Origin of the sequence: Geobacter hydrogenophilus (genome assembly GCF_018501225.1) — a bacterium.
GTDB classification, from domain to species: Bacteria; Desulfobacterota; Desulfuromonadia; order Geobacterales; family Geobacteraceae; genus Geobacter; species Geobacter hydrogenophilus.
In genome coordinates this window covers 307,218-327,141 of record NZ_JAHCZI010000001.1, presented here as the reverse complement: position 1 = coordinate 327,141, position 19,924 = coordinate 307,218, and the positions used below count along the sequence as shown (strand labels likewise).

General features: G+C 61.6%; 18 protein-coding genes. 10 read left to right on the top strand and 8 right to left on the bottom strand.

The window, feature by feature from the left end:
- Window positions 1-55: 55 nt before the first annotated feature.
- The 4 genes from KI811_RS01435 to KI811_RS01420 all read right to left on the bottom strand — a co-directional run bounded on the left by KI811_RS01435 (window position 56) and on the right by KI811_RS01420 (window position 5,252).
- The gene (locus tag KI811_RS01435) at window positions 56-1,258 is read right to left on the bottom strand and encodes a methionine adenosyltransferase (protein WP_214184705.1); all 1,203 of its coding nucleotides are present in this window, start codon (window positions 1,256-1,258) and stop codon (window positions 56-58) included.
- A 155-nt stretch (window positions 1,259-1,413) separates the two neighbouring features.
- Window positions 1,414-1,653, bottom strand: coding sequence for a hypothetical protein (locus KI811_RS01430; RefSeq protein ID WP_214184704.1), 240 nt, complete (start codon window positions 1,651-1,653; stop codon window positions 1,414-1,416).
- A 335-nt stretch (window positions 1,654-1,988) separates the two neighbouring features.
- Window positions 1,989-2,816: a hypothetical protein gene (locus KI811_RS01425; RefSeq protein WP_214184703.1), complete on the bottom strand. Its 828-nt coding sequence runs from the start codon at window positions 2,814-2,816 to the stop codon at window positions 1,989-1,991.
- A 24-nt stretch (window positions 2,817-2,840) separates the two neighbouring features.
- Window positions 2,841-5,252 (bottom strand): Rne/Rng family ribonuclease, encoded by a 2,412-nt coding sequence (locus KI811_RS01420; protein ID WP_214184702.1) that lies wholly within the window; start codon window positions 5,250-5,252, stop codon window positions 2,841-2,843.
- Window positions 5,253-5,540: 288 nt separating this feature from the next.
- Between KI811_RS01420 and KI811_RS01415 the strand changes: the two genes are divergently transcribed.
- The 10 genes from KI811_RS01415 (at window position 5,541) to KI811_RS01370 (ending at window position 16,797) form a co-directional block, all read left to right on the top strand.
- Window positions 5,541-7,475: an ABC-F family ATP-binding cassette domain-containing protein gene (locus KI811_RS01415; protein WP_214184701.1), complete on the top strand. Its 1,935-nt coding sequence runs from the start codon at window positions 5,541-5,543 to the stop codon at window positions 7,473-7,475.
- A gap of 136 nt (window positions 7,476-7,611) precedes the next feature.
- Window positions 7,612-9,936: an endopeptidase La gene (lon, locus tag KI811_RS01410; protein WP_214184700.1), complete on the top strand. Its 2,325-nt coding sequence runs from the start codon at window positions 7,612-7,614 to the stop codon at window positions 9,934-9,936.
- On the top strand, window positions 9,933-10,694 hold the full coding sequence (locus KI811_RS01405) for an MlaE family ABC transporter permease (RefSeq protein ID WP_214184699.1): 762 nt from the start codon (window positions 9,933-9,935) through the stop codon (window positions 10,692-10,694). The genes lon and KI811_RS01405 overlap by 4 nt, the downstream gene beginning before the upstream one ends.
- Before the next feature lie 4 nt (window positions 10,695-10,698).
- Entirely contained in the window at window positions 10,699-11,487 is a 789-nt protein-coding gene (locus KI811_RS01400; protein ID WP_281876108.1) for an ABC transporter ATP-binding protein, read from the top strand.
- A complete protein-coding gene (locus KI811_RS01395) occupies window positions 11,484-12,566 on the top strand; it encodes an MlaD family protein (protein ID WP_214184698.1) in 1,083 nt (360 codons plus the stop codon). The genes KI811_RS01400 and KI811_RS01395 overlap by 4 nt, the downstream gene beginning before the upstream one ends.
- Window positions 12,567-12,601: 35 nt before the next feature.
- On the top strand, window positions 12,602-14,092 hold the full coding sequence (locus KI811_RS01390; protein WP_214184697.1) for a M16 family metallopeptidase: 1,491 nt from the start codon (window positions 12,602-12,604) through the stop codon (window positions 14,090-14,092).
- A 17-nt stretch (window positions 14,093-14,109) separates the two neighbouring features.
- On the top strand, window positions 14,110-15,549 hold the full coding sequence (locus tag KI811_RS01385) for a M16 family metallopeptidase (protein WP_214184696.1): 1,440 nt from the start codon (window positions 14,110-14,112) through the stop codon (window positions 15,547-15,549).
- On the top strand, window positions 15,549-15,656 hold the full coding sequence (locus KI811_RS01380) for an RCKP-type rubredoxin-like domain-containing protein (protein ID WP_207163680.1): 108 nt from the start codon (window positions 15,549-15,551) through the stop codon (window positions 15,654-15,656). Before KI811_RS01385 ends, KI811_RS01380 begins: the two co-directional genes overlap by 1 nt.
- 220 nt (window positions 15,657-15,876) lie before the next feature.
- On the top strand, window positions 15,877-16,125 hold the full coding sequence (locus tag KI811_RS01375) for a hypothetical protein (RefSeq protein WP_214184695.1): 249 nt from the start codon (window positions 15,877-15,879) through the stop codon (window positions 16,123-16,125).
- 156 nt (window positions 16,126-16,281) lie between these two features.
- Window positions 16,282-16,797, top strand: coding sequence for a thermonuclease family protein (locus KI811_RS01370; protein WP_214184694.1), 516 nt, complete (start codon window positions 16,282-16,284; stop codon window positions 16,795-16,797).
- 85 nt (window positions 16,798-16,882) lie between these two features.
- On the opposite strand, the gene KI811_RS01365 is transcribed toward KI811_RS01370, so the two are convergent.
- The 4 genes from KI811_RS01365 to mscL form a co-directional block, all read right to left on the bottom strand.
- A complete protein-coding gene (locus KI811_RS01365) occupies window positions 16,883-17,077 on the bottom strand; it encodes a hypothetical protein (RefSeq protein ID WP_214184693.1) in 195 nt (64 codons plus the stop codon).
- Between the two features lie 155 nt (window positions 17,078-17,232).
- Window positions 17,233-18,867 carry an ABC-F family ATP-binding cassette domain-containing protein gene (locus tag KI811_RS01360; protein WP_214184692.1) on the bottom strand — a complete coding sequence of 545 codons (1,635 nt, stop codon included), beginning with the start codon at window positions 18,865-18,867 and terminating at the stop codon, window positions 17,233-17,235.
- 107 nt (window positions 18,868-18,974) lie between these two features.
- On the bottom strand, window positions 18,975-19,343 hold the full coding sequence (locus KI811_RS01355) for a PilZ domain-containing protein (protein ID WP_214184691.1): 369 nt from the start codon (window positions 19,341-19,343) through the stop codon (window positions 18,975-18,977).
- Between the two features lie 134 nt (window positions 19,344-19,477).
- A complete protein-coding gene (gene mscL / locus KI811_RS01350) occupies window positions 19,478-19,915 on the bottom strand; it encodes a large conductance mechanosensitive channel protein MscL (RefSeq protein ID WP_214184690.1) in 438 nt (145 codons plus the stop codon).
- Between the last annotated feature and the right edge of the window lie 9 nt (window positions 19,916-19,924).

Here is a 19,924-nt window from a genome sequence, read left to right as displayed (position 1 = left end):
CGCTTCCTCCTCGCCGCTGTGGTGTCATCTTGAATGCAAAATGGAATGAGTTTGTTCAGCAGACCGGATAGCGTCCCGCCGCCAATTCCATGCAGAATCCGTTGATACCAGCCAGCCTTTGGCCGATGATCTCCTCGGCCTTTGCCGAAACATCGCCGAGCCGAATTCCCTTTTTCAGCAGCAACTGGGCCGCCGCCATGCGGGGGCGGTCGATGGGGGTGCCGATCCGGCTCAACAAGAGAACGTGGGCCTCTCTGACCCCCTCCAGTTCCTCACAGATCTCCTGGGCAAGCTGGTGGGCAAGGATGTTGTAGATCTTTCCCACATGGCTCACCGGGTTCTTGCCGGCAGCAGCCTCGGTGCCGAGGGGACGCCCCAGGGCAATGATCCCGTTGACCCGGTTGCCGCGCCCCACCTGGCCCGAATCGGCGTCTTCCGCCGAGGTGCCCAGAAGGCTCAGGTAGACGCCTCCAAGCCCGCGTCCCGGTTCGTCAAGGGCGTTGAGGCGAACCCCTTTTCGGCCGAAACCGGGGAGTCCCGTGAGAAATTCACCAATTTCCCTCTCAACCACTCCTTTTCTGGCAAAGTATTCCCCTTCCGATTCGATGAAACGCGCCAGGAACGGCATTGCCACGGTCAGCTCGAGATCGTTCCCGGAGCGCAGCCCCATGACCTTGATGTCTTCGCCGGTCTCGGGAAAGTGCTCCTTGAACTCCCGGGAATTCAGGTGCTGCTCCAGGGAGAGGACCGCCAGTTCTGTCGGCGAGAGGGGCCAGTAGCCCACGGCTGCCGAGGTGTCGTTGGCCGCCATGACTTCCCCCGGTCGGGCGAAAATGTCGGTGAGTTCCTCCGATCCCGGTGCCAGCACCACTCGGAAATTTACGTGCAACTCCGGGTCCACGAAACGGAGGTTCTTTCTGAACCACTCACGGGCGGCGCCCAGGGCGATCTCCGTCACCGGAATCTGCCGATCTCCCGCGGAAAACGTGGCCCGGTCACCGATGATGAGTTCCATGGGACGGGTTACCCGGCCTCCGCCGAACCGCTTTTCCACGCTTCCAGCTGCAAGGAGGCTCTTGTCGATGTTGTGGTGGAGAATGCGGCCGAACTGCCGGATATACTCCTGGGACAGGGCCACGGAGACGGCGTCCATGGCCGCGTCACAGATGAAGTCGGGATGGCCTTTCCCCTTCCGCTCCACGATTTCCACCAGTTGGTCCTGGGTTGAGTTTCCTCTAAAGGCTTCAATAGTTATCATGGCTTACACTGTACCACATCCGCACAAGATTGCATTGGGAGCGGATAATGAAAACAGAAAAGCCGCCCTCCGCTATACAGTCAGCCTGGTGGCATCGATAGCGGTGAACGGCCCATGAACCATCACAATGGGTGATTGTACTCAACCCCTTCGAGCTAGACCTGTTCCACTCCTTTCACGGAAGGCTCCATTTCGGTGCGGGAGCAGGAGTACATACTTCTGACCATTGACACGAACAACAGTACTCCCGGCACCAGTTGGCAGGCGACCGCCATGGTTCCGAGGCCGGCGAAGAAGATCAGGAGGAACTCCTCCATGCCGAAACCGCTCAAGAGAATCGGGGAGGAGAAGTTCTCAAGGGGGGGGAAGCTGATATTCAGAAAGTCAGGCGACATGGTCGTCCTCTTTTTGTTGTGGTTCTGTAACGATTGTTGGGCACTGTTCCGATAATGCACCGCGTATGCCAAATCGCCTGATTGGGGGCGCCAGTGCTAACTGGTCGAAATTGCTGGACAATGTTTTAGGCAAGGGGAAGGATGAAGGGGGGCGGGAAGGGCAGTGTATATTTTCCCAATACAGCTTATGCGGAACAAAGGGAGGCAGGTAGGGAAGATACTGCGATAACTAGGGGATTTTTGTGTAATGCGGCAGGGGTGTATGCGGGATGTATACAGTGAACAGTAAAAAAACGGGGCTTCTCGCAAAGCCCCGTCAGTCGAAGTGGAGTGATTTAATGGAATGAATATGCGAAGGAAATACCCACAATGTCCGAGTCGGACTTGGGCTGCCACATCTGGAATATGCCCCGTTCCTCAACGGGGGAGCGCCTGAAGCGGAATCCCTCATAGAAGATGGCGGGACGGAACACCTTGTGGAGAATCCCCAGTTCGGCGAACGCAGACCAGTCGGAACGGGGTTCGAGGGTGACGTCGCCGGCTGAGGTGTCCTGGGCCTCGTTGCGAGTGTAGAGGGGATACTTGGCGCCGGCCTCAAGGAAGAGGGCGGTCTCGTTGCCGATGGAGACTTCTCCCTTGAGCCCGTAGCGGGTGTAGATGGTGTCCCAATACTCGGTGGCACCCCCGACCGGGAAACGTGTACCCGCTTCGGTGGTCGAGGTGGAGCTGTCGATGTCCCTGAGCCACGTCCGGTAGCCGATTCCGAAGAAAGGTTCCAGCGACCCGCCGTCGAAGGAGACTCGCCATCCCAGATCCCCTTCGATCTTGCCGCCGAAATAGCGGGTGTCGGAGCCGACGGGTCGGTTGTTTTCAGCAGGGTCGTTTGAGCCCTGGGTCCGCCCCTCGTAATCAACAACCGTCCCGAACAGTTCAGCCTTGCCATGCAGGATGAGGGATTTCTGGAGGAGGTCCACCCTCGCGGCGGCGCCGGCACCGAAAACGGGACCGGTCTCCCGTGCCACGCGGCTGCCGGCGTCATTGTACTCCTGCCAGGAGAAGTATCCGCCGTAGCCGTAGGCACTGATATCCTCAAGGCCCGCTGCGAGGCAGGGTGAGGTCATAAGCAGCGCGGCAAGCATCGTTATCGCTAAGTAGTGGATCATGGCCGTGTCTCCTGTCATTTAGAATTAGGGTGTTTCATTCTCTGGCGGAGGGTCAACGGTTTCCTTCTTCTTACGCGGCGCCCGCTTGCGTTTCGGGGGCTCGGCTTCCGGCGTCGGTTCCGGCGGGAGCGCTTCAGGGGTGATTCCTTCCTCCGCCGCGGCAGCCTTCTTGCGGGGCGCCCGCTTACGCGCAGGCTTTGCCGGTGCCGCTTCGGTAGGTGCCGGTTCGGCGGGTACCGCCTCGACGGTCTGGGGCTCCGCGGGTTCTGACGCCGCAACGGCAGCCTTTTTGGTGCGCGGTGCACGGGTCTTCTTCGGCTTCGGCTGTTCCGGCGCAGGTTCGACAGCCGGTACCGGCGCGGGCTCCGGCGCCCCTGGGGCTGTTTCTTGCTGGGAGGCGGTCTCGTCGGCGACCGGTCCCTCTTCTTCTCGCTTGCCGCTGCGGCGCTTGCGGCGGCGGCGCTTTTTTTTCGCCTCCTCGGCAGCCGGTTCTGCCGGTTCCTCCGCTTCCGCTGCGGATTCCGCATCAATCGGCGCGGAAGGCTCGACGGCCGGCACAGGAGTCACAATCTCAGCGGCGGCTTCGGCGGCCTGAACCTCGCCGGTTTCCTCGGTGCGTGGCTTCTTGCCCCGCCGCCGTCTCCGGCGCCTCTTCTTCTTGGCCTCTTCGCTCGGCGCGGCCTCGGCACCCTCTTCGATCTCCGCTGGTTCCTCACCGGTCTCCGGTTCTTCTGCGGCTTCTTCTTCCTGCTGGGGCTCCTCGGCAGGGGAGACGGCCGGAGTCTCTTCTCCCTTCCCCTTCTTACGGCTCCGGCGGCGCTTGCGCTTTTTCCCCTCCCCGCCTTCCTGGGGGGCCGTCTCTTCTTCCTCGCCGGCTTCCGTGACGGGTTCCTGCTTCTTTTCCGGTATCTCCGCCGCTTCGGCCGGATGCTCGATGTGGGCCGGTTTTTCCCGCTTGACTGTCTCCAGTTCCAGCTCGTTCATGAGGAAGGAGGTCCGCCCCTTGACCGTGACCACGATGTCGTAGTCGTCCTCGATCCGGGCCAACTCCCGCTTCTTGCGGTTCAGGAGGTAGTAGGCCACTTCCAGGGGAAGGCCGCCGTGGACCTCGGCCACGGTCCCCTTGGCTGCGGCGGCGTGGACCTTGCGGAGGAAGGAGAGGGCCATGCTCTCAACGCTCTTCACCTTCCCCCGGCCGCTGCAGTGGGGGCATTCCAGAGTGCTCCCCTGCTCCAGGGTCTGCTTGATCCGCTGGCGGGACATCTCCAGCATGCCGAACTGGGAGATGCGCCCCACCTCGACCCGGGCCTTGTCCTCCTTGAGGGCGGCCTTGAGGGCCTTCTCCACGGCGGCGTTGTGCTTGCGGTCCCGCATGTCGATGAAATCAAGGACGATGAGCCCCCCCAGGTCCCGCAGCCGCAGCTGCCGGGCCGCTTCTTCGGCTGCCTCCAGGTTGGTCTTGTAGGCGGTGTCCTCGACCCCCTTCTCGCCGGTGGTCTTGCCGGAGTTGACGTCGATGGAGACCAGGGCCTCGGTGGGTTCGATGATGAGGTAGCCGCCGGATTTTAGAGGAACCTTCTTCTCGTAGATGAGGTCGATCTGCTCCTCGATCTGGTAGCGGGAGAAGATGGGGCGCTTCTCCGTATGGAGCTTCACCAGCTTCTCGTACTTGGGCATGGTCTGCTTGAAGAAGTCCCGGGCCTCCTTGTAGACCTCCTTGCTGTCCACGAGCACTTCGTCGATCTCGGCGGTGAAGTAGTCGCGGATGGTCCGGATGACCACGTTCATCTCCTGGTAGATGAGGGCCGGAGCCTTGGTGGCGGCCGCCTTCTCCTGGATCGACGTGTGAAGATTGAGGAGGTTCTGGAGGTCCTTGTTCAGCTCGGTCTTGGTCTTGCCGAGGGCCTCGGTCCGGACGATGTAGCCGATCCCTTCGGGGATCTCCATCTGGTTGAGCTTCTCCTTCAGTTTCTTGCGGTCGGCATCGCTCTCCACCTTGCGGGAGATGCCGGCGGAGTCGCTTCCCGGCATGAGCACCATGTAGCGCCCCGGGAACGACATGTAGGTGGTGAGGGCCGCACCCTTCATGTCCCGTTCACCCTTCTCCACCTGGACGATGAGCTCCTGGCCCCGGCGGATAACCTCCTGGATGCGGGGGCGGCGGTTGCGGTTCTCGGGGGGGACGTCGTCGCGCCACTGCCAGAAGGAGGGGTGGATCTCCCCCATCTGGAGGAAGCCGAGCCTTTTGGCGCCGATGTCGACGAAGGCCGCCTGGAGCCCCGGCTCTACCCGGACCACGACCCCCTTGTAGACGTTGCCGCGGGTCTGTTCGCTCCCCGCGATCTCGATGTCCAGGTTGTCCAGCTTGCCGTCTTCGACGATGGCAACGCGGGCCTCCTCCGGATGCATCACGTTGATGAGCATCTTTTTTGCCATAGGTTCCTGTCCTTTTGGGCGGCGGGGCGCACCCCGCGCCGCTGAAATGTCGGCCGCTCCAGGCATGGAGCCGGGCAGCCCGATTGATGTGTATTCAAAGGCCCGCTACGGTGTCGAAGGGCCTTGAAGTCGCGTAAAATCGATAAACTATACCAGAGTTTTTTGCCATTAATAAGAAAAAACTGGCATTTGCGGTCATTTAGGGACGCGGATGATAGTGAGAACATTGACAAGGCCGATTTGCCCCCCCTACAATGGCGCCATCACTCCAACACGGAACGGAACCCCATGCTGCATCTCAAGAACCTCTCCAAGGACTTCGCGGGAAGGCCCCTCTTCACCGGCATCAACTGGCACCTGAAAAAGGGTGAGCGGGTGGGCCTCGTGGGGGAGAACGGCGCCGGCAAGTCGACCCTCATGAAAATCGTTGCCGGGCTCGTGGAACATTCGGCCGGCGAGATGATCTTCGCCAAGGGTGCCACGGTCGGCTACCTTCCCCAGGACGGCATCGTCACCCGGGGAAGGGCACTACTGGCCGAGGTGATGACGGCCCTGGACGATCTCCAGCAGATGGAGCGGGAACTGGCCGACCTCACCCGGCGCCTGGAGGAAATTCCCCACGTCGACCCTGAGCACGATGCGCTTCTTGATCGTTACGGGCACCTCCAGGAGGAGTTCCGGCTGAGGGGGGGCTACGCCATGGAGGCGGAGGCGTGCCGGGTGCTGGACGGCCTCGGCTTTCTCCCCGCCGACCGGGGGCGCGACTGCGGCGAGTTCTCCGGCGGGTGGCAGATGCGGATCGCCCTGGCGAAGCTCCTCCTCAAAAAGCCCAACGTGCTGCTTCTGGACGAGCCCACGAACCACCTGGACATCGAGGCCCGCAACTGGCTGGAGGGGTACCTGTGCGAGTATCCCCACTCGGTGATCCTCGTCTCCCACGACCGCTTCTTCATGGACCAGGTCTGCCATCGGATCACCGAGGTCTGGAACAGCGTCCTCACCGACTACCACTGCTCCTACAGCCGCTATCTGGTCCAGCGGGAGGAGCGGGTGGCTGCCCTGCGGGAGGCGAAGCGGCGCCAGGACGAGGAGGTACAGAAGATCGAGGACTTCATCAGCCGGTTCCGCTACAAGGCCGACAAGGCGTCCCTGGTCCAGTCCCGCATCAAGCAACTGGAGAAGATCGAGCGGATCGTCCTCCCGCCGGAGCGCAAGAAAATCCGTTTCCGGTTCCCCGACCCCCCGGCCAGCGGCCGGATCGCCATGGAGCTTGCCGGCGTGGTGAAGGCCTACGGCGCCAACGTGGTGCTGAACGGCGTCGATCTCACCGTGGAGAAGGGGGAGCGGATCGCCCTGGTGGGGCACAACGGCGCTGGCAAATCGACCCTCATGGGGATTATGGCCGGCAAGCCCTTCGATGAAGGTGAACGGACCGTGGGGCACAACGTGACCCTCGACTACTTTGCCCAGGACCAGGCCCAGGTTCTCGACAGCGACAAGAGCGTCCACGACGAGCTCCTTGCCGACGCCCCCTTTGCCATGGTGCCCCAGTTGCGGGACATCCTCGGCGCCTTCCTCTTCTCCGGGGACGACATCCACAAGAAGGTGGCGGTCCTCTCGGGGGGGGAACGGAACCGCCTGGCCCTGGCCAAGATGCTCCTGCGCCCCTCGAACCTGCTCCTCATGGACGAGCCCACCAACCACCTGGACCTCTTCAGCAAGGACGTGCTCCTGGATGCCCTCAAGACCTTCCCCGGCACCGTGGTCTTCGTCTCCCACGACCGCTACTTCATCGACGGCCTCGCCACCCGGGTGGTGGAGGTGGAGGGGGGACAGCTCGCCAGCTACCACGGGGACTACGAGTACTATCTTGCGAAGAAGGCGTCGGCCGATGCCCAGGCTTCGCCGGTCTCCGGTCCCCGGTCCCCGGTCCCGGCATCTGCTTCCCCGGTAACTGATTCCAAGGAAGAGCGGCTGCGCCAGCGGGAGGAGGAGAAATCCCGTCAGCGGGACGAGAAACGGCGCCAGAAACGTCTGGAGGAGCTGGAGGTGGCCATCGCCGCGGAGGAGGAGCGTCTTGCCGAGTTGGAGGCGCGGATGGCCGACTCCGCCTTTTTCCAGGATCTGGAAGCGGCCCGGCAGGGTGGGGAAGAGCACGCCGCCCTGACGGCGCGGATCGCCGCATTGTATGAGGAGTGGGAAACCGTCGGCGCCGAAGGGTAAGGCCGGTTTCAGGCGCTTTCCCGCACCTGTGCTCATTTCCCGCGCCGTTCCTTGACAGGAGCGGCCTCAGCGGCTAGTCTGGTTACTATATCCTGGCGCCACTCCAAGCCCTGTTCGACCCGAGGACCCTATCCCCATGTCCGAAACCGTGTCGATATCGGTACCCTACACCGTGCCGCTCTATCCAGTCCGGGAGATCGTGGCCTTTCCGTACATGATTTTCCCCCTGTTCCTGAAGGATGAGGACCTCGCCCCTTTCGAGGAGATGCTGGGCGACGATCAGCTCGTGGCCCTCGTCCGCCCACGGGAGGAGGCCGCTCCCGGCAGGATTCCCGCTCTCTTTGATATCGGCACCCTCTGCAAGGTCAACCAAGTTCAGCGTCTCTCCGAAGGGGGGGCGAAGGTGGTCCTTGAGGGGGTTGCCCGGGTCCGGGTGACGGAGGTGGTGGAGTTCAACCATCACCTTCAGGCCCACTGCGAGCCGCTCCATGAGTTCGTGGAGCGCTCCATGGTTTCCGAGGCCCTGGTCCAGAGCCTCAATGCCCTCCTCAAGATTGCCCTTTCCTATGGCCGTCCCCTTCCCGAGGATGTCATGAAGATGATCGATCTCATCGACAACCCGGCACGGCTGGCGGATCTGGTGGCCCTCTACGTGAATCTTCCCCTGGACGATCAGCAGCAGCTCCTGGAGACCATCGACCCCCTGGAGCGGCTCAAGAAGGTCTACATGCACCTGACGAGCGAGGTGCAGCGACTCCAGGTGAAGGGGGAGGTCCAGGCCGAGGTGACCAAGCGGGTCGGCAAGAGCCAGAAGGAATACCTGCTGCGGGAACAGATGAAGCAGATCCAGGAGGAGCTGGGAGAGGAGGACACCCGGGCCGCCGAGATGATCGACCTCCGGAAGAAGATCGATGCGGCCGGCATGCCCTCGGAGGTCCGGAAAATCGCCGACAAGGAGCTGAAGCGGGTCGAGCGGATCAATCCCGCCTCCCCGGAGTACACGGTCTCCCGCACCTATCTCGACTACCTGGCCGGGATGCCCTGGAAGAACGCCACCAGGGACAACAACGACATCAACCAGGCCGAGGCGGTGCTGGACGAGGACCACTACGACCTGAAAAAGGTGAAGGAGCGGATCCTCGAATACCTGGCGGTCCGCACGCTTCGGGAGCGGATGAAGGGGCCGATCCTCTGCTTCGTGGGGCCGCCGGGGGTGGGGAAGACGAGTCTCGGCAAGTCCATCGCCCGGGCACTGGGGCGCAAATTCATCCGCATGTCCCTGGGGGGGATGCGAGACGAGGCGGAGATCCGCGGCCATCGCCGCACTTACATCGGTGCCCTTCCTGGCCGGATTATCCAGGAGCTCTACCGCTGCGGCACCAACAATCCGGTCTTCATGCTGGACGAGGTGGACAAGATCGGCCTCGACTTCCGGGGTGACCCGGCCAGCGCCCTTCTGGAGGTGCTGGACCCGGAGCAGAACAACACCTTCACCGACCACTACCTGGATGTCCCCTTCGACCTCTCCAACGTCATGTTCATCACCACGGCCAACCAGCTGGACCCGGTCCCCGCGGCCCTCAAGGACCGGATGGAGGTGATCCGGCTCTCGGGCTACACCGACGAGGAGAAGGAGAAGATTGCCGTCCGCTACCTGGTCCCCCGGGAGATCGAAGAGAACGGCCTGGCGGGCACCCCTCCCGCCTTTGCCGACGATGCACTTTTCAAGATTATCCGCGATTACACCAGGGAGGCGGGGGTGCGGAACCTCCAGCGGAACATCGCCTCGGTCTGCCGCAAGGTGGCCAAGGAGATTACCCAGGGCAAGCCCCTGCGGGAGACCATCTCTCCGGCGGTGGTGGAGGAGCTTCTGGGCCCCCGGACCTTCTTCAATGAGGTGGCCTCGGAGAAAGACCGGGTGGGAGTCGTCACGGGGCTTGCCTGGACCGAGACCGGCGGCGACATCATCTTCGTGGAGGCGACCCGGATGAAGGGGAAGGGGGAGCTGATCCTGACCGGCTCCCTGGGGGATGTCATGAAGGAGTCGGCCCGGGCGGCCCTCTCCTTCGTGCGGGCCAACGGCGCCGAGTGGGGGGTGGAGGAAACCGCCTTTGCCGACACCGATATCCACATCCACGTGCCGGCGGGCGCCATCCCCAAGGACGGGCCGTCGGCGGGGATCACCATGGTAATCGCCATCGTCTCGCTCCTGTCGGGGCGGCCGGCCCGGCGCGACGTGGCCATGACCGGCGAGATCAGCCTCACGGGACGGGTCCTGGCCATCGGCGGGCTCAAGGAGAAAGTCCTGGCGGCCCGGCGGGCCGGGGTGAAGACGGTTGTGGCACCCTCCCGCAACCGGGAGAACCTGGAGGACATCCCCGACGACGTGAAGGGGGAGATCGCCTTCGTCTTCGTGGATGACGTGCGCGAGGCGGTTCAGGTGGTGCTGCAGCCGGTATGAATCCAGAGCGCACCGTCAAATGGTTCCTCCGGGAATTTCAGGCGTTCTTTGTCCTCTCCGCCAGGGCTCTCGTGCGGGTTTTCCGCAGGCCCCACTACTACCGGGAGTTCGTCACCCAGTTAGACAAGATGGGGGTCGGCTCCCTTTTCATCGTCTGCCTCACGGGGCTCTTCACCGGCATGGTCATGGCGCTCCAGGCCCTCATCCAGCTGAAGCCCTTCGCCGCAACCAGCTACGTGGGGGGGATGGTGGCGGTCACCATGGTGAAGGAGCTGGGGCCGGTCCTCTCGTCCCTCATGGTGGCGGGGCGGGTCGGCTCGTCCATCACCGCCGAGCTCGGCACCATGGTCGTCACCGAGCAGGTGGACGCCATGCGGGTGGAGGGGACCGATGTCATCACGCGGCTCGTCACCTCGCGGCTCAAGGCAATGCTCGTCGCCATGCCGCTTCTGGCAGTGATAACCGACGCCCTGGCGCTCCTGGGGGGGTACGTCATTGCCGCCGGCTACGATATCAATATCCTCATGTACTGGGAATCGCTCCCCCAGTTCATGGTCTTCCAGGACCTCATCGAAGGGGTGGCGAAACCCTTTGTGTTCGGCTTTATCATCGCCATGGTCGGTTGCTATGCGGGGCTCACCACCAGCGGCGGAGCCGAGGGGGTGGGGGCTGCGGCCAAGCGGGCGGTGGTCGTCTCGTCCATCATGGTGCTGGTGTGCGATTTCTTCATGACGAAAATCTTTATCGTGTTCAGGTGAAACCGTGACTGGTGAGAGAGGCATACGGATGGACCAGGTCTCCTACGCGGTGGGGGGGCGGCAGATCCTCGACCGGTTCGACCTCTTCCTGGAACCGGGGGTGAACCGGACCATCCTCGGCATGAGCGGGGCCGGAAAGACCACCATCCTGCGGCTGATCCTGGGGCTCCTGCGGCCCGAAGGGGGAACCATCTCCATCGACGGGGTCCCCATCGGGGGGCTCTCGGAGCGGGAGCTCATCCAGGTCAGGAAAAATATTGCAATTGTTTTTCAGGGGGGGGCTCTCTTCGACTCCATGACCGTGGGGGAGAACGTGGGGTACCGCCTCTTCGAGGAAGGGCGGCTTTCCGAGAAGGAGATCGAGCGGATCGTGCTGGAGAAGCTCTCCTTCGTGGGGCTTGAGCAGACCATCGATCTCTATCCCGCCGAGCTTTCGGGCGGCATGAAGAAGAGGGTCGCAATCGCCCGGGCCCTGGCGGCGGATCCGGACTACATCTTTTTCGACGAGCCCACCACGGGCCTCGACCCCATCGGGGTTTTCAACATCCAGCACCTGATGCTCCGGCTCCAGGGGGAGGGGAAAACCACCCTCATGGTGACCCACGATCTGGAAACCGCCTTTGCCGTCTCCCGGAGGTTCTCCTTCCTCTACCATGCGCGGCTTGCCTTCGAGGGGACGGAAGAGGAGATGAAGCGGTGCGAGCTGCCGGAGATCCGCGAGTTCCTGGCACCCACGGACCGTTCCCTGTTCAGGTACACCACCAACAATCACACGGAAACCACAACGACATGAAACGAAGCGACAACGTATCGTGGTCCCAGCTCAAGGGGGGGATCTTCATCCTGGTGGCCTTGGCCTTCTTCGCCGGCGGCGTCCTTTTCATGGGGGACAAGACCAAGTTCTTCGTTCCCAAGGGGAGGCTTTCGGTCATAATGACCGATGTGGCGGGGCTCAAGGTGGGGGCGCCGGTCTGGCTTGCCGGGGTCGACGTGGGGATTGTGACCCGCATTGACTTCGAGCGCCCCGAGGCCACCAACGAGGTGGAGATCGTCTTGGAGGTGGACCGGGATGCCCTTAAAAAAATCGGCGCCGATTCGGTTGTCACTGTCAAGACTCGGGGGCTCATGGGGGAAAAGTACGTGGACATCACGCCGACCCGGGAAATCGTGGCGAAGCCGGTGGCGAGGCTTCAAGGCACCCCCATGCCGAAGCTGGATGACGTGGTGCAGAAGGCGGCCAGGGCCTTTGACCGGGTGGACGCCATCGTGGCCAAGACCGAGCGGGGCGAGGGGACCCTCGGGCGATTCGCCAACGACCCGAAACTTTACGACAGCCTGGTGCGCCTCACCACCGAGCTGAACACCGTTGCCGCCTCCGTCAACCGGGGTGAGGGAACCCTCGGCATGCTCAACAAGAGCCGTGAGCCCTACGAAAAGCTCATGAGCATCCTCAACCGGGCCGACAACACCCTCACCGACATCCAGTCGTCGGAGGGGACCATGAGCAAGCTCCTTCACGATCGGGAGCTCTACGACAAGCTCGTGGCCGTGGCCAGCAAGGCAAGTACCGCCGCCGACGAGGTTCGGGAACTGAACCGCAAGCTCCTCTCCAAGGAGGGGACCCTCGGCATGCTCATGACCGACCGGGAGTTCTACAACAAGGGACTCACCCTCATCAACCGGGCCGACACCTCCCTTCGCTCCCTGGAAGAGGTCACCGCCCGGCTTGAGCGGGGAGAGGGGACCGCCGGCAAGCTCCTGTCCGACCGGGAGCTCTATGACCGGCTCAACCGGACCGTGGATGACCTGGATCTGCTGGTGAAGGATATCAAGGAGAATCCAAAGAAGTATGTGAAGTTTTCAGTGTTTTAGTTTGATTGATTCCAATGAACAGTGCGAGGTTACTGATGAAAAAGTTGCATCCCATTTTACTCCTCACGCTTTTTGCCTTACTCCTCACCACTACGGCCTTCGGAACCGGCCTGGAGGAGCGGGTGCGGGAGCATACCCTGAAAAACGGCATGAAGCTCCTCATGGTGGAACGCCACACCTCCCCCACGGTGGCCGCATGGATCCGCTTCCGGGTCGGGAGCGTGGACGAGCGGAGCGACGAGCGGGGGATCGCCCATCTCCTGGAGCACATGCTCTTCAAGGGGACCAAAACCCTCGGGACGAAGAATTACGCCGCAGAGAAGCCGCTCTTGGACAAGATCGAGGAAACGGCCCTTCCCCTTGTGGCGGAGAAGGCCAAGGGGGATAAGGCGGATCAGGCCAAGGTGGCAGAACTGCAGAAAAAGCTCAATGAACTGGAGGCCGAGGCGGCCAAGTACGTCATCAAGGAGGAGTTCGCCGAGATCTACGCCCGAAACGGCGGCACCGGCTACAACGCCTTCACGAGCAAGGACGGTACCACCTACCTCATCAACATGCCGGCCAACAAGCTGGAGCTCTGGGCCGCCATCGAGAGCGACCGGATGCAGAACGCCGTGCTTCGCGAGTTCTACACGGAGCGGGACGTGGTTATGGAGGAGCGCCGCCGCTCCTACGATACCGAGCCGGGATCGAAGCTCTGGGAGAACTTCGTGGCCTCCTCCTACCACGCCCACCCCTTTGGCCAGCCCATCATCGGCTGGATGTCGGACATCGAAAATCTGACCCGGACCAAGGCGGAGGGGTTCCTCACCAGGTACTACAAGCCCAACAACGCCATCGTCGCCCTGGTGGGGGATATCGATCCCGATAAGACCATTGCCCTGGTGGAGAAGTACTTCAGCACCATCCCCCTGGGCACTCCCGTCCCACCCGTGGCCGTGGTGGAGCCCCGCCAGGAAGGGGAGCGGCGGGTGGAGATCATTGCCGATTCGGAGCCCGAGCTCCTTATCGGTTATCACAAGCCGAGCCTTCCGGCCGCTGATGATTACGTCTTCGACGTTATCGACATGGTCCTGGCCGATGGCCGCACCTCGCGCCTCTACAAGAAGCTCGTCGTGGAGAAGCAGCTGGTCACCGAGGTTTCCAGCTTCTCGGCGCCGGGGAGCCGCTACCCGAACCTCTTCGTCATTGCCGCCACCACCCGCGCCCCTCACACCGTGGCCGAGGTGGAGGCCGCCATCTACGAAGAACTGGAGCGCCTGAAGAAGGAACCCATCACCGAGCGGGAACTGAAGCAGATACTCAACAAGCTGGAGTACGAGGAGAGCCGCCAGATGCTCTCCAACGGCGGGCTCGCCCGCAACCTCACCGAGTACGAGGCGGTGGCGGGCACCTGGCGCTACCTGATCGAGCACCGGAGCAAGGTGGCCAGGATTACCCCCGACGACGTGATCCGTGTGGCGCGAAAGTACTTCACCCGCGAGAACCGGATCGTGGGATTCATCACAAAGAAGACTGAGAACTAAGGTAACGGGGACAATCCATGATCATCGCTAAACGATTTGCACTCATCATTCTTGCAGCGCTGTTGCCCGTCATCGCTTTCGGGGCCGAGACGAAAAAGGCCGATCCCCGCACCATGGCCTTTGCGCCCCTTGTGTTCGAGGTGCCGAAGACCGAGCGGATCGTGCTGAAAAACGGCATGGTCGTCCACATGCTTCCCGACCGGGAGCTTCCCCTGGTGAGCCTCACCGCCTACGTGAATGTGGGGAGCATCTACGAGCCGGCCGACAAGACGGGGCTCGCGGGCCTCACCGGCGCGGTCATGCGGAGCGGCGGCACCAGGGAGCTTCCCCCCCAGTCCCTCGATGCAGAGCTTGAGTTCATGGCCTCGGCGGTGGAGTCGAGCATCGGCGCCGACGCGGGGAGCGTCTCCCTCTCCTGTCTCAAGCGGAACCTCCCCCGGACCCTGGAGCTTTTCGCCCAGGTGATGATGGCCCCTGCCTTCAGCGAAGACCGGGTGGCCCTGGCCAAGAAGCGGACCATCGAGGCCCTGCGCCGCCAGAACGATGATTCCAAGGAGATCGCCGACCGTGAGTTCCAGAAGGCCGTCTACCCCAACCATCCCCTGGGGCGGGTTCCCACCATCGAGACGGTTACGGCCATCACCCGTGACGACATGGTGGCCTTCCAGAAACAATATTTTCATCCCAATAACGTGATCCTTGCCGTCTCCGGCGACTTCGACACGAAGGAGATGGTCGCACTCCTGGAGAAGACCTTTGCCGGGTGGCAACGGGAGGAGATCGCCTGCCCCCCTGTCCCCGAGCCGGCCAAAGAGGTGAAGCCCGTTGTCCTTCTGGCAAGAAAGGATGTGCCCCAGTCGGCCATCCGCATGGGGCATCCGGGAATCGACAAGAACAACCCCGACCTCTATGCCGTCCGGGTCATGGACTACATCCTCGGCGGCGGCTTCACCTCGCGGCTCATGACCGAGATCCGCTCCAACGAGGGACTTGCCTACAACGTCCACGCCTCCTTTGATATCGGCAGGCGCTTCATCGGCACCTTCGAGGCCGAAACCGAAACCAAGAGCGAAACCACCGCCAAGGCCATCGGCCTCATGCGCGCAATCATCGCCGGCATGACCAAAGAGCCGGTCACCGATGCCGAACTGGCCCTGGCAAAGGATGCCATCGTCAATTCCTTCATTTTCGGCTTTGCCCGTACCGACGCCGTTGTGGCCCAAAGGGCGCGGATTGAATTCTACGGCTACCCCGAGGGATATCTGGAGAACTACCGGGCCAACATCGCCAAGGTTTCGAAGGACGACGTCCTCCGGGTGGCGCGGAGGTGCCTGAAGCCCGAGCGGATGGTGACCGTTGTGGTCGGTGACGACAAGACCTTTGACAAGCCTCTCTCCACCTTCGGCACGGTGGAGGAGATCAAACTGGATAACGGAACCGAGAAAGGAGCGAAGTGATGGCAACCTGGAAATGCAGCACCTGCGGCTTCACCAAGGAGGGGCGGTGCAAGCCCCAGAAATGTCCCCAATGCCAGGAGAAGGGGAACTTTGAGAAGCAGGATTGAAATAGCGAGAGGGCGGCCGGCGAGGTCGCCCTTTTTTCTTTGAATTACCCCAAATAAGGTATGGTGTGGAGAATTTAAGGTTGCCTTTGAATGATGTAGTGGGTAGTTTGGGTAAAAATATCAGTAAAAACAGTGTGTTGTAAATGTTGGCGTACTGGCATGATAGATGCTATTTCACCCAATAGAAGTAACACACCAAAGGAGTAGGAGGATTCACCACATGAAAAAAGTTCTCTCCACCATCACCGCTGCTCTCGTCGCCATCTCTTTCGCCGGCATCGTCTGCGCTGCCGAGCCCGTCAAGACTGAGGCTCCTGCTGCTCCCGCCGCTGGCGAAGTGAAGAAAGAAGAGAAGAAGCCGGTTAAGGCCCACAAGAAGCACAAGAAGGCCAAGAAAGCCAAGAAAGCCGTGAAGAAGGAAGAAGCTGCTCCGGCTGCCGCTCCTGCTGAAGCTCCTGCCGCGAAGTAATTCCGTTTTCAGCCGGACAATAAAAGCCGCTTCTTCGGGAGCGGCTTTTTTCTTTGGGGCTTGTTCTCTGTAGGGAGTCTGTTGCGTTACACCTGAAGTCATTTATAAATTAAGCAGTGGACAGTCACATCATTTCAGCCTCTAAGCGGGTAACCCATGCGCATCGCGACGATCATCCTTTCCCTTGTGGTTTTCACGGTGTTTTCTTCCTCCTCGCATGCATCACCCCCGAAAACCCTTGAGGGGACTGCTGTCAAGGTGCTGGACGGTGACACATTCTTGCTGCTGACAGGTACAAGAACCGTAAAGGTCCGGTTGTTCGGTCTCGATGCGCCCGAGGTGCGCCGAAAGCTGCGGCCTGGCCAACCCTTTGGCGCGGAAGCCAAACAGGCCCTTGAGAAAAAGGTTGAGGGGAAAAAGATCTCCATCGACGTGGTCGATGTGGACAAGAACCTCCTGGTCATTGGCATGGTCAAAACCGGAGGGCGGGATATCGACCGCGAGATGATAGAAGAGGGGTGGGCCTGGGCCTACCGGCAGCGCCTCAGGGAGCCTTACTCGTCGCGATACGTTGCCGCCGAGAATAAAGCGAGGAAGATGCGCCTGGGGCTGTGGCGGCAGGAAAATCCCCAGCCCCCCTGGTCCTTCAGGTTCGAGCAGAAGATCCGCTAAACACCTGTGGCTTCACCAATGAGGGCCGGTGCAGGCTGCAGAGTCCTGTTGTGCAGTATGATTCCGGCTGTCGTGTTTATGATTATCACGTTTGCGCCGGCTTGTGGGGGATCCCAGCGAGACTTTCTTTCAGATCGGCAACGGCTCTTTCGAGCGTGGCTAGGTGTGCTTCGAGTTCCTGGAGATCGCAGTTCACGTTAAGCATCTGGGCGGTCTCCTGGATGGTTCCGATGTGCACTCCGATCACTTCATTAACGCGTGCGGTTTCGATATGGGGCATGCTTTCCTCCCGTTAACTGTCCGGATGCAACGTAACCTCTCCAGATGCTTCCCGTTTCGTCGAATTGACCGTAGAACAACGGTAGCAGCAAACACCCGAATGTCAATCAGCGTGTTCGCGAGCGGAATAGGCGTGCAAGCGGAAGGATGAGCATCTCAAGGGAGACCGTGCAGTTCGTGGCTCTTGTGGAGGTAGTAGGAGTAGTCCCCTTCGTAGACCCGCATCTCGCCGTGATCCACCTCGAAGACCCGGTTCACCAGGGAGCGGAGGAAGTGGCGGTCGTGGCTCACGAGGACCACGGTGCCGGTGAAATTCTGGAGGGCGTCCAGGAGAATCTCCCTGGAGCGGATGTCGAGGTGGTTGGTTGGCTCGTCCAGGACGAGGAAGTTGACGGGGCGGGCCAGGAGCGTTGCCAGCACCACCCGGCTCTTCTCCCCGCCGGAGAGGTTTTCGACCCGCTTGTCCACGGCATCCCCCGGAAAGAGAAAGGCCGCCAGGAGGTTGCGGATGACGCCGATGTTCGCCAGGGGCATGGCCTCCTGCACGGTCTCGAAGACGGTCTTCTTCGGGTCGAGGACTTCCATGGCGTGTTGGCTGAAGTAGCCCAGTTCCACGTTGGCCCCGATGGTCACGGTGCCGGTTGTGGGCTCGGTCTGCCCCGCCAGGACTTTGAGGAAGGTGGATTTCCCCGCCCCGTTCACCCCCACCACGGCGATCTTGTTGAGCCGCCGGATGATTCCCGAAACACCGCCGAAAACCGGCTTCTCCCCCCCGTCCGGAGTCTGCCAGACCTTGGCCAGATTCTCCATCACCACGACATCCTCGCCGCTTCGCGGCGGCTCATTGAACTCGAAGCGCACGATCCGCTCCTCGGCGGGGATCTCGATCCGGTCGATCTTCTCCAGCTTCTTCACCCGTGACTGCACCTGAGCCGCGTGGGAGGCACGGGCGGCGAAACGGGCGATGAACTCCTCCTCCTTGGCGAGCATCTCCTGCTGGCGCTTGTGGCTGGCCAGGAGCTGCTCCCGCCGGATGTCCCGTTCCCGCTCGTAAAAATCGTAGTTGCCGCCGTAGGTGGTGACGGTCCTGTTGGCCACCTCGATGATGCGGGTCACGATCCGGTTCATGAAGTCCCGGTCGTGGCTCGTCATGAGGAGCGCCCCGTCAAAGTCGTTGGCCAGCCACTCCTCCAGCCAGATGATGGACTCCACGTCCAGGTGGTTGGTTGGCTCGTCCAGCAGGAGCACGTCGGGCTTGAGGGTAAGGATCTTCGCCAGGGCGATCCGCATTTTCCACCCGCCGCTGAAGGACTCTACCGGGTGATGGAACCGGTCCGGCCCGATGCCGAGGCCAGTGAGGACCGTCTGGGCCCGGGTGTCGAGATCATAGCCCCCCCGGTGCTCGAATTCCTCCTGGGCAATGCCGTAGCGTTCCAGGAGCGCCGCCATCTCGTCGTCGGATTGGGGCTCGCACATGGCCGCTTCCATCTCCTTCAGCTCGGAGGCGAGCCTGACCGTCTCCGCCGAGCCGGCCATGACCTCCTCCAGGGCGGAACGGCCGGACATCTCCCCCACGTCCTGGGAGAAGTAGCCGACGGTCGTCTTCTTTGCGCAGGTCATCTCGCCGGCGTCCACCTCTTCTTCCCCGGTGATGATCCGGAAGATGGTGGTCTTGCCGGCGCCGTTGGGGCCAACCAGGCCGGTGCGGGTGCCGGGGAGGATCTGAAAGCTGGCGTCCCGGAACAGGACCTGGGCGCCGTGCTGTTTGGTGATGTTCGAGAGGTGAATCATGGGTGCTCCCGTGCGTGAAATTGAAAAGAAATGCTGTTAGCACGGGAGCCCCGGGGGAGCAACTTAAATTTCGTCAAGGAGGGGAAGGCGGGTGACGGGTACCCGGGTCATTCCTCGCTGTAGAGAAAGGAAAGTTCCTTGCGGACCTGGTCGGGATCGGCGGTGTTGAGCTCCACGATATTGCGCAGGTGGATCATGGAGTCGATGTCAATTTTCAGAAGTTTGACACCGAGGAACTGGTCACGGAGGTGGGCAACCTCTGCCTCGAACTGGACGACGATATCCGAGTTGTCGAGGACGATGGAAACGGTACAGGCATCGCCACGTCTGCATTGCGGAGGCCCGGAAAGCTTGAGCAGCGCGCCTTTGAGACAGATGTCGACCACGTCGGCCCCGTGCTGCTTCCCTCCGAATTCAATGGTGGATTCCGTGGCGAATGGTACCCTCTGGAAATGCCTCTGCTCAGTCACATCCATCCCTCACCTCCTATGAACATGTCATTTCATGAATGGTTGTAATGCACACTTGGTGCCTTTGCAACAAAAGAGATGAAAAAAGGCGACGATCCAGAGGATCATCGCCTTGGGCTGAACTATATGAAACCGTGCGCTTACTTGATATCGGAAGTGCAGAAAGCGCATTTGGAGGCCTTGATGGGAACGGCCGACAGGCAGTGGGGGCACTCCTTTGTGTTGGGGGGGGCGGGAGCCGGCTCTTTCTTGAAGCGGTTGATCTGCTTGATGACCAGGAAGATGACAAAGGCGATGATGATGAAGTCGATCATCGTGTTGATGAAGACGCCGTAGCTGATGACCGGGGCGCCGGCGTCCTTGGCGGCCTTGAGGCTGTCGAAGGGTTTGTCGGAGAGGTTGATGAACAGATCGGTGAAGTTCACCTTCCCCATGGCGAGCCCTAGGGGTGGCATGACAATGTCGCTGACGAATGACGTGACGATCTTGCCGAACGCGCCGCCGATGATGACGCCGACCGCCAGGTCAACCACATTCCCCTTGACCGCGAACTCCTTGAACTCTTGCATCATTCCCATGGCGTAACC

Bases quoted from the DNA above. Each gene is read 5' to 3' on its own strand.
- KI811_RS01405 (WP_214184699.1), top strand. From the start codon at position 9,933: ATGAATCCAGAGCGCACCGTCAAATGGTTCCTCCGGGAATTTCAGGCG.
- mscL (WP_214184690.1), bottom strand. From the start codon at position 19,915: ATGGGAATGATGCAAGAGTTCAAGGAGTTCGCGGTCAAGGGGAATGTG.
- KI811_RS01430 (WP_214184704.1), bottom strand. From the start codon at position 1,653: ATGTCGCCTGACTTTCTGAATATCAGCTTCCCCCCCCTTGAGAACTTC.
- KI811_RS01420 (WP_214184702.1), bottom strand. From the start codon at position 5,252: ATGGCAAAAAAGATGCTCATCAACGTGATGCATCCGGAGGAGGCCCGC.
- KI811_RS01365 (WP_214184693.1), bottom strand. From the start codon at position 17,077: ATGCCCCATATCGAAACCGCACGCGTTAATGAAGTGATCGGAGTGCAC.
- lon (WP_214184700.1), top strand. From the start codon at position 7,612: ATGTCCGAAACCGTGTCGATATCGGTACCCTACACCGTGCCGCTCTAT.
- KI811_RS01425 (WP_214184703.1), bottom strand. From the start codon at position 2,816: ATGATCCACTACTTAGCGATAACGATGCTTGCCGCGCTGCTTATGACC.
- KI811_RS01390 (WP_214184697.1), top strand. From the start codon at position 12,602: ATGAAAAAGTTGCATCCCATTTTACTCCTCACGCTTTTTGCCTTACTC.
- KI811_RS01415 (WP_214184701.1), top strand. From the start codon at position 5,541: ATGCTGCATCTCAAGAACCTCTCCAAGGACTTCGCGGGAAGGCCCCTC.
- KI811_RS01370 (WP_214184694.1), top strand. From the start codon at position 16,282: ATGCGCATCGCGACGATCATCCTTTCCCTTGTGGTTTTCACGGTGTTT.
- KI811_RS01375 (WP_214184695.1), top strand. From the start codon at position 15,877: ATGAAAAAAGTTCTCTCCACCATCACCGCTGCTCTCGTCGCCATCTCT.
- KI811_RS01395 (WP_214184698.1), top strand. From the start codon at position 11,484: ATGAAACGAAGCGACAACGTATCGTGGTCCCAGCTCAAGGGGGGGATC.
- KI811_RS01385 (WP_214184696.1), top strand. From the start codon at position 14,110: ATGATCATCGCTAAACGATTTGCACTCATCATTCTTGCAGCGCTGTTG.
- KI811_RS01380 (WP_207163680.1), top strand. From the start codon at position 15,549: ATGGCAACCTGGAAATGCAGCACCTGCGGCTTCACCAAGGAGGGGCGG.
- KI811_RS01435 (WP_214184705.1), bottom strand. From the start codon at position 1,258: ATGATAACTATTGAAGCCTTTAGAGGAAACTCAACCCAGGACCAACTG.
- KI811_RS01360 (WP_214184692.1), bottom strand. From the start codon at position 18,867: ATGATTCACCTCTCGAACATCACCAAACAGCACGGCGCCCAGGTCCTG.
- KI811_RS01355 (WP_214184691.1), bottom strand. From the start codon at position 19,343: ATGGATGTGACTGAGCAGAGGCATTTCCAGAGGGTACCATTCGCCACG.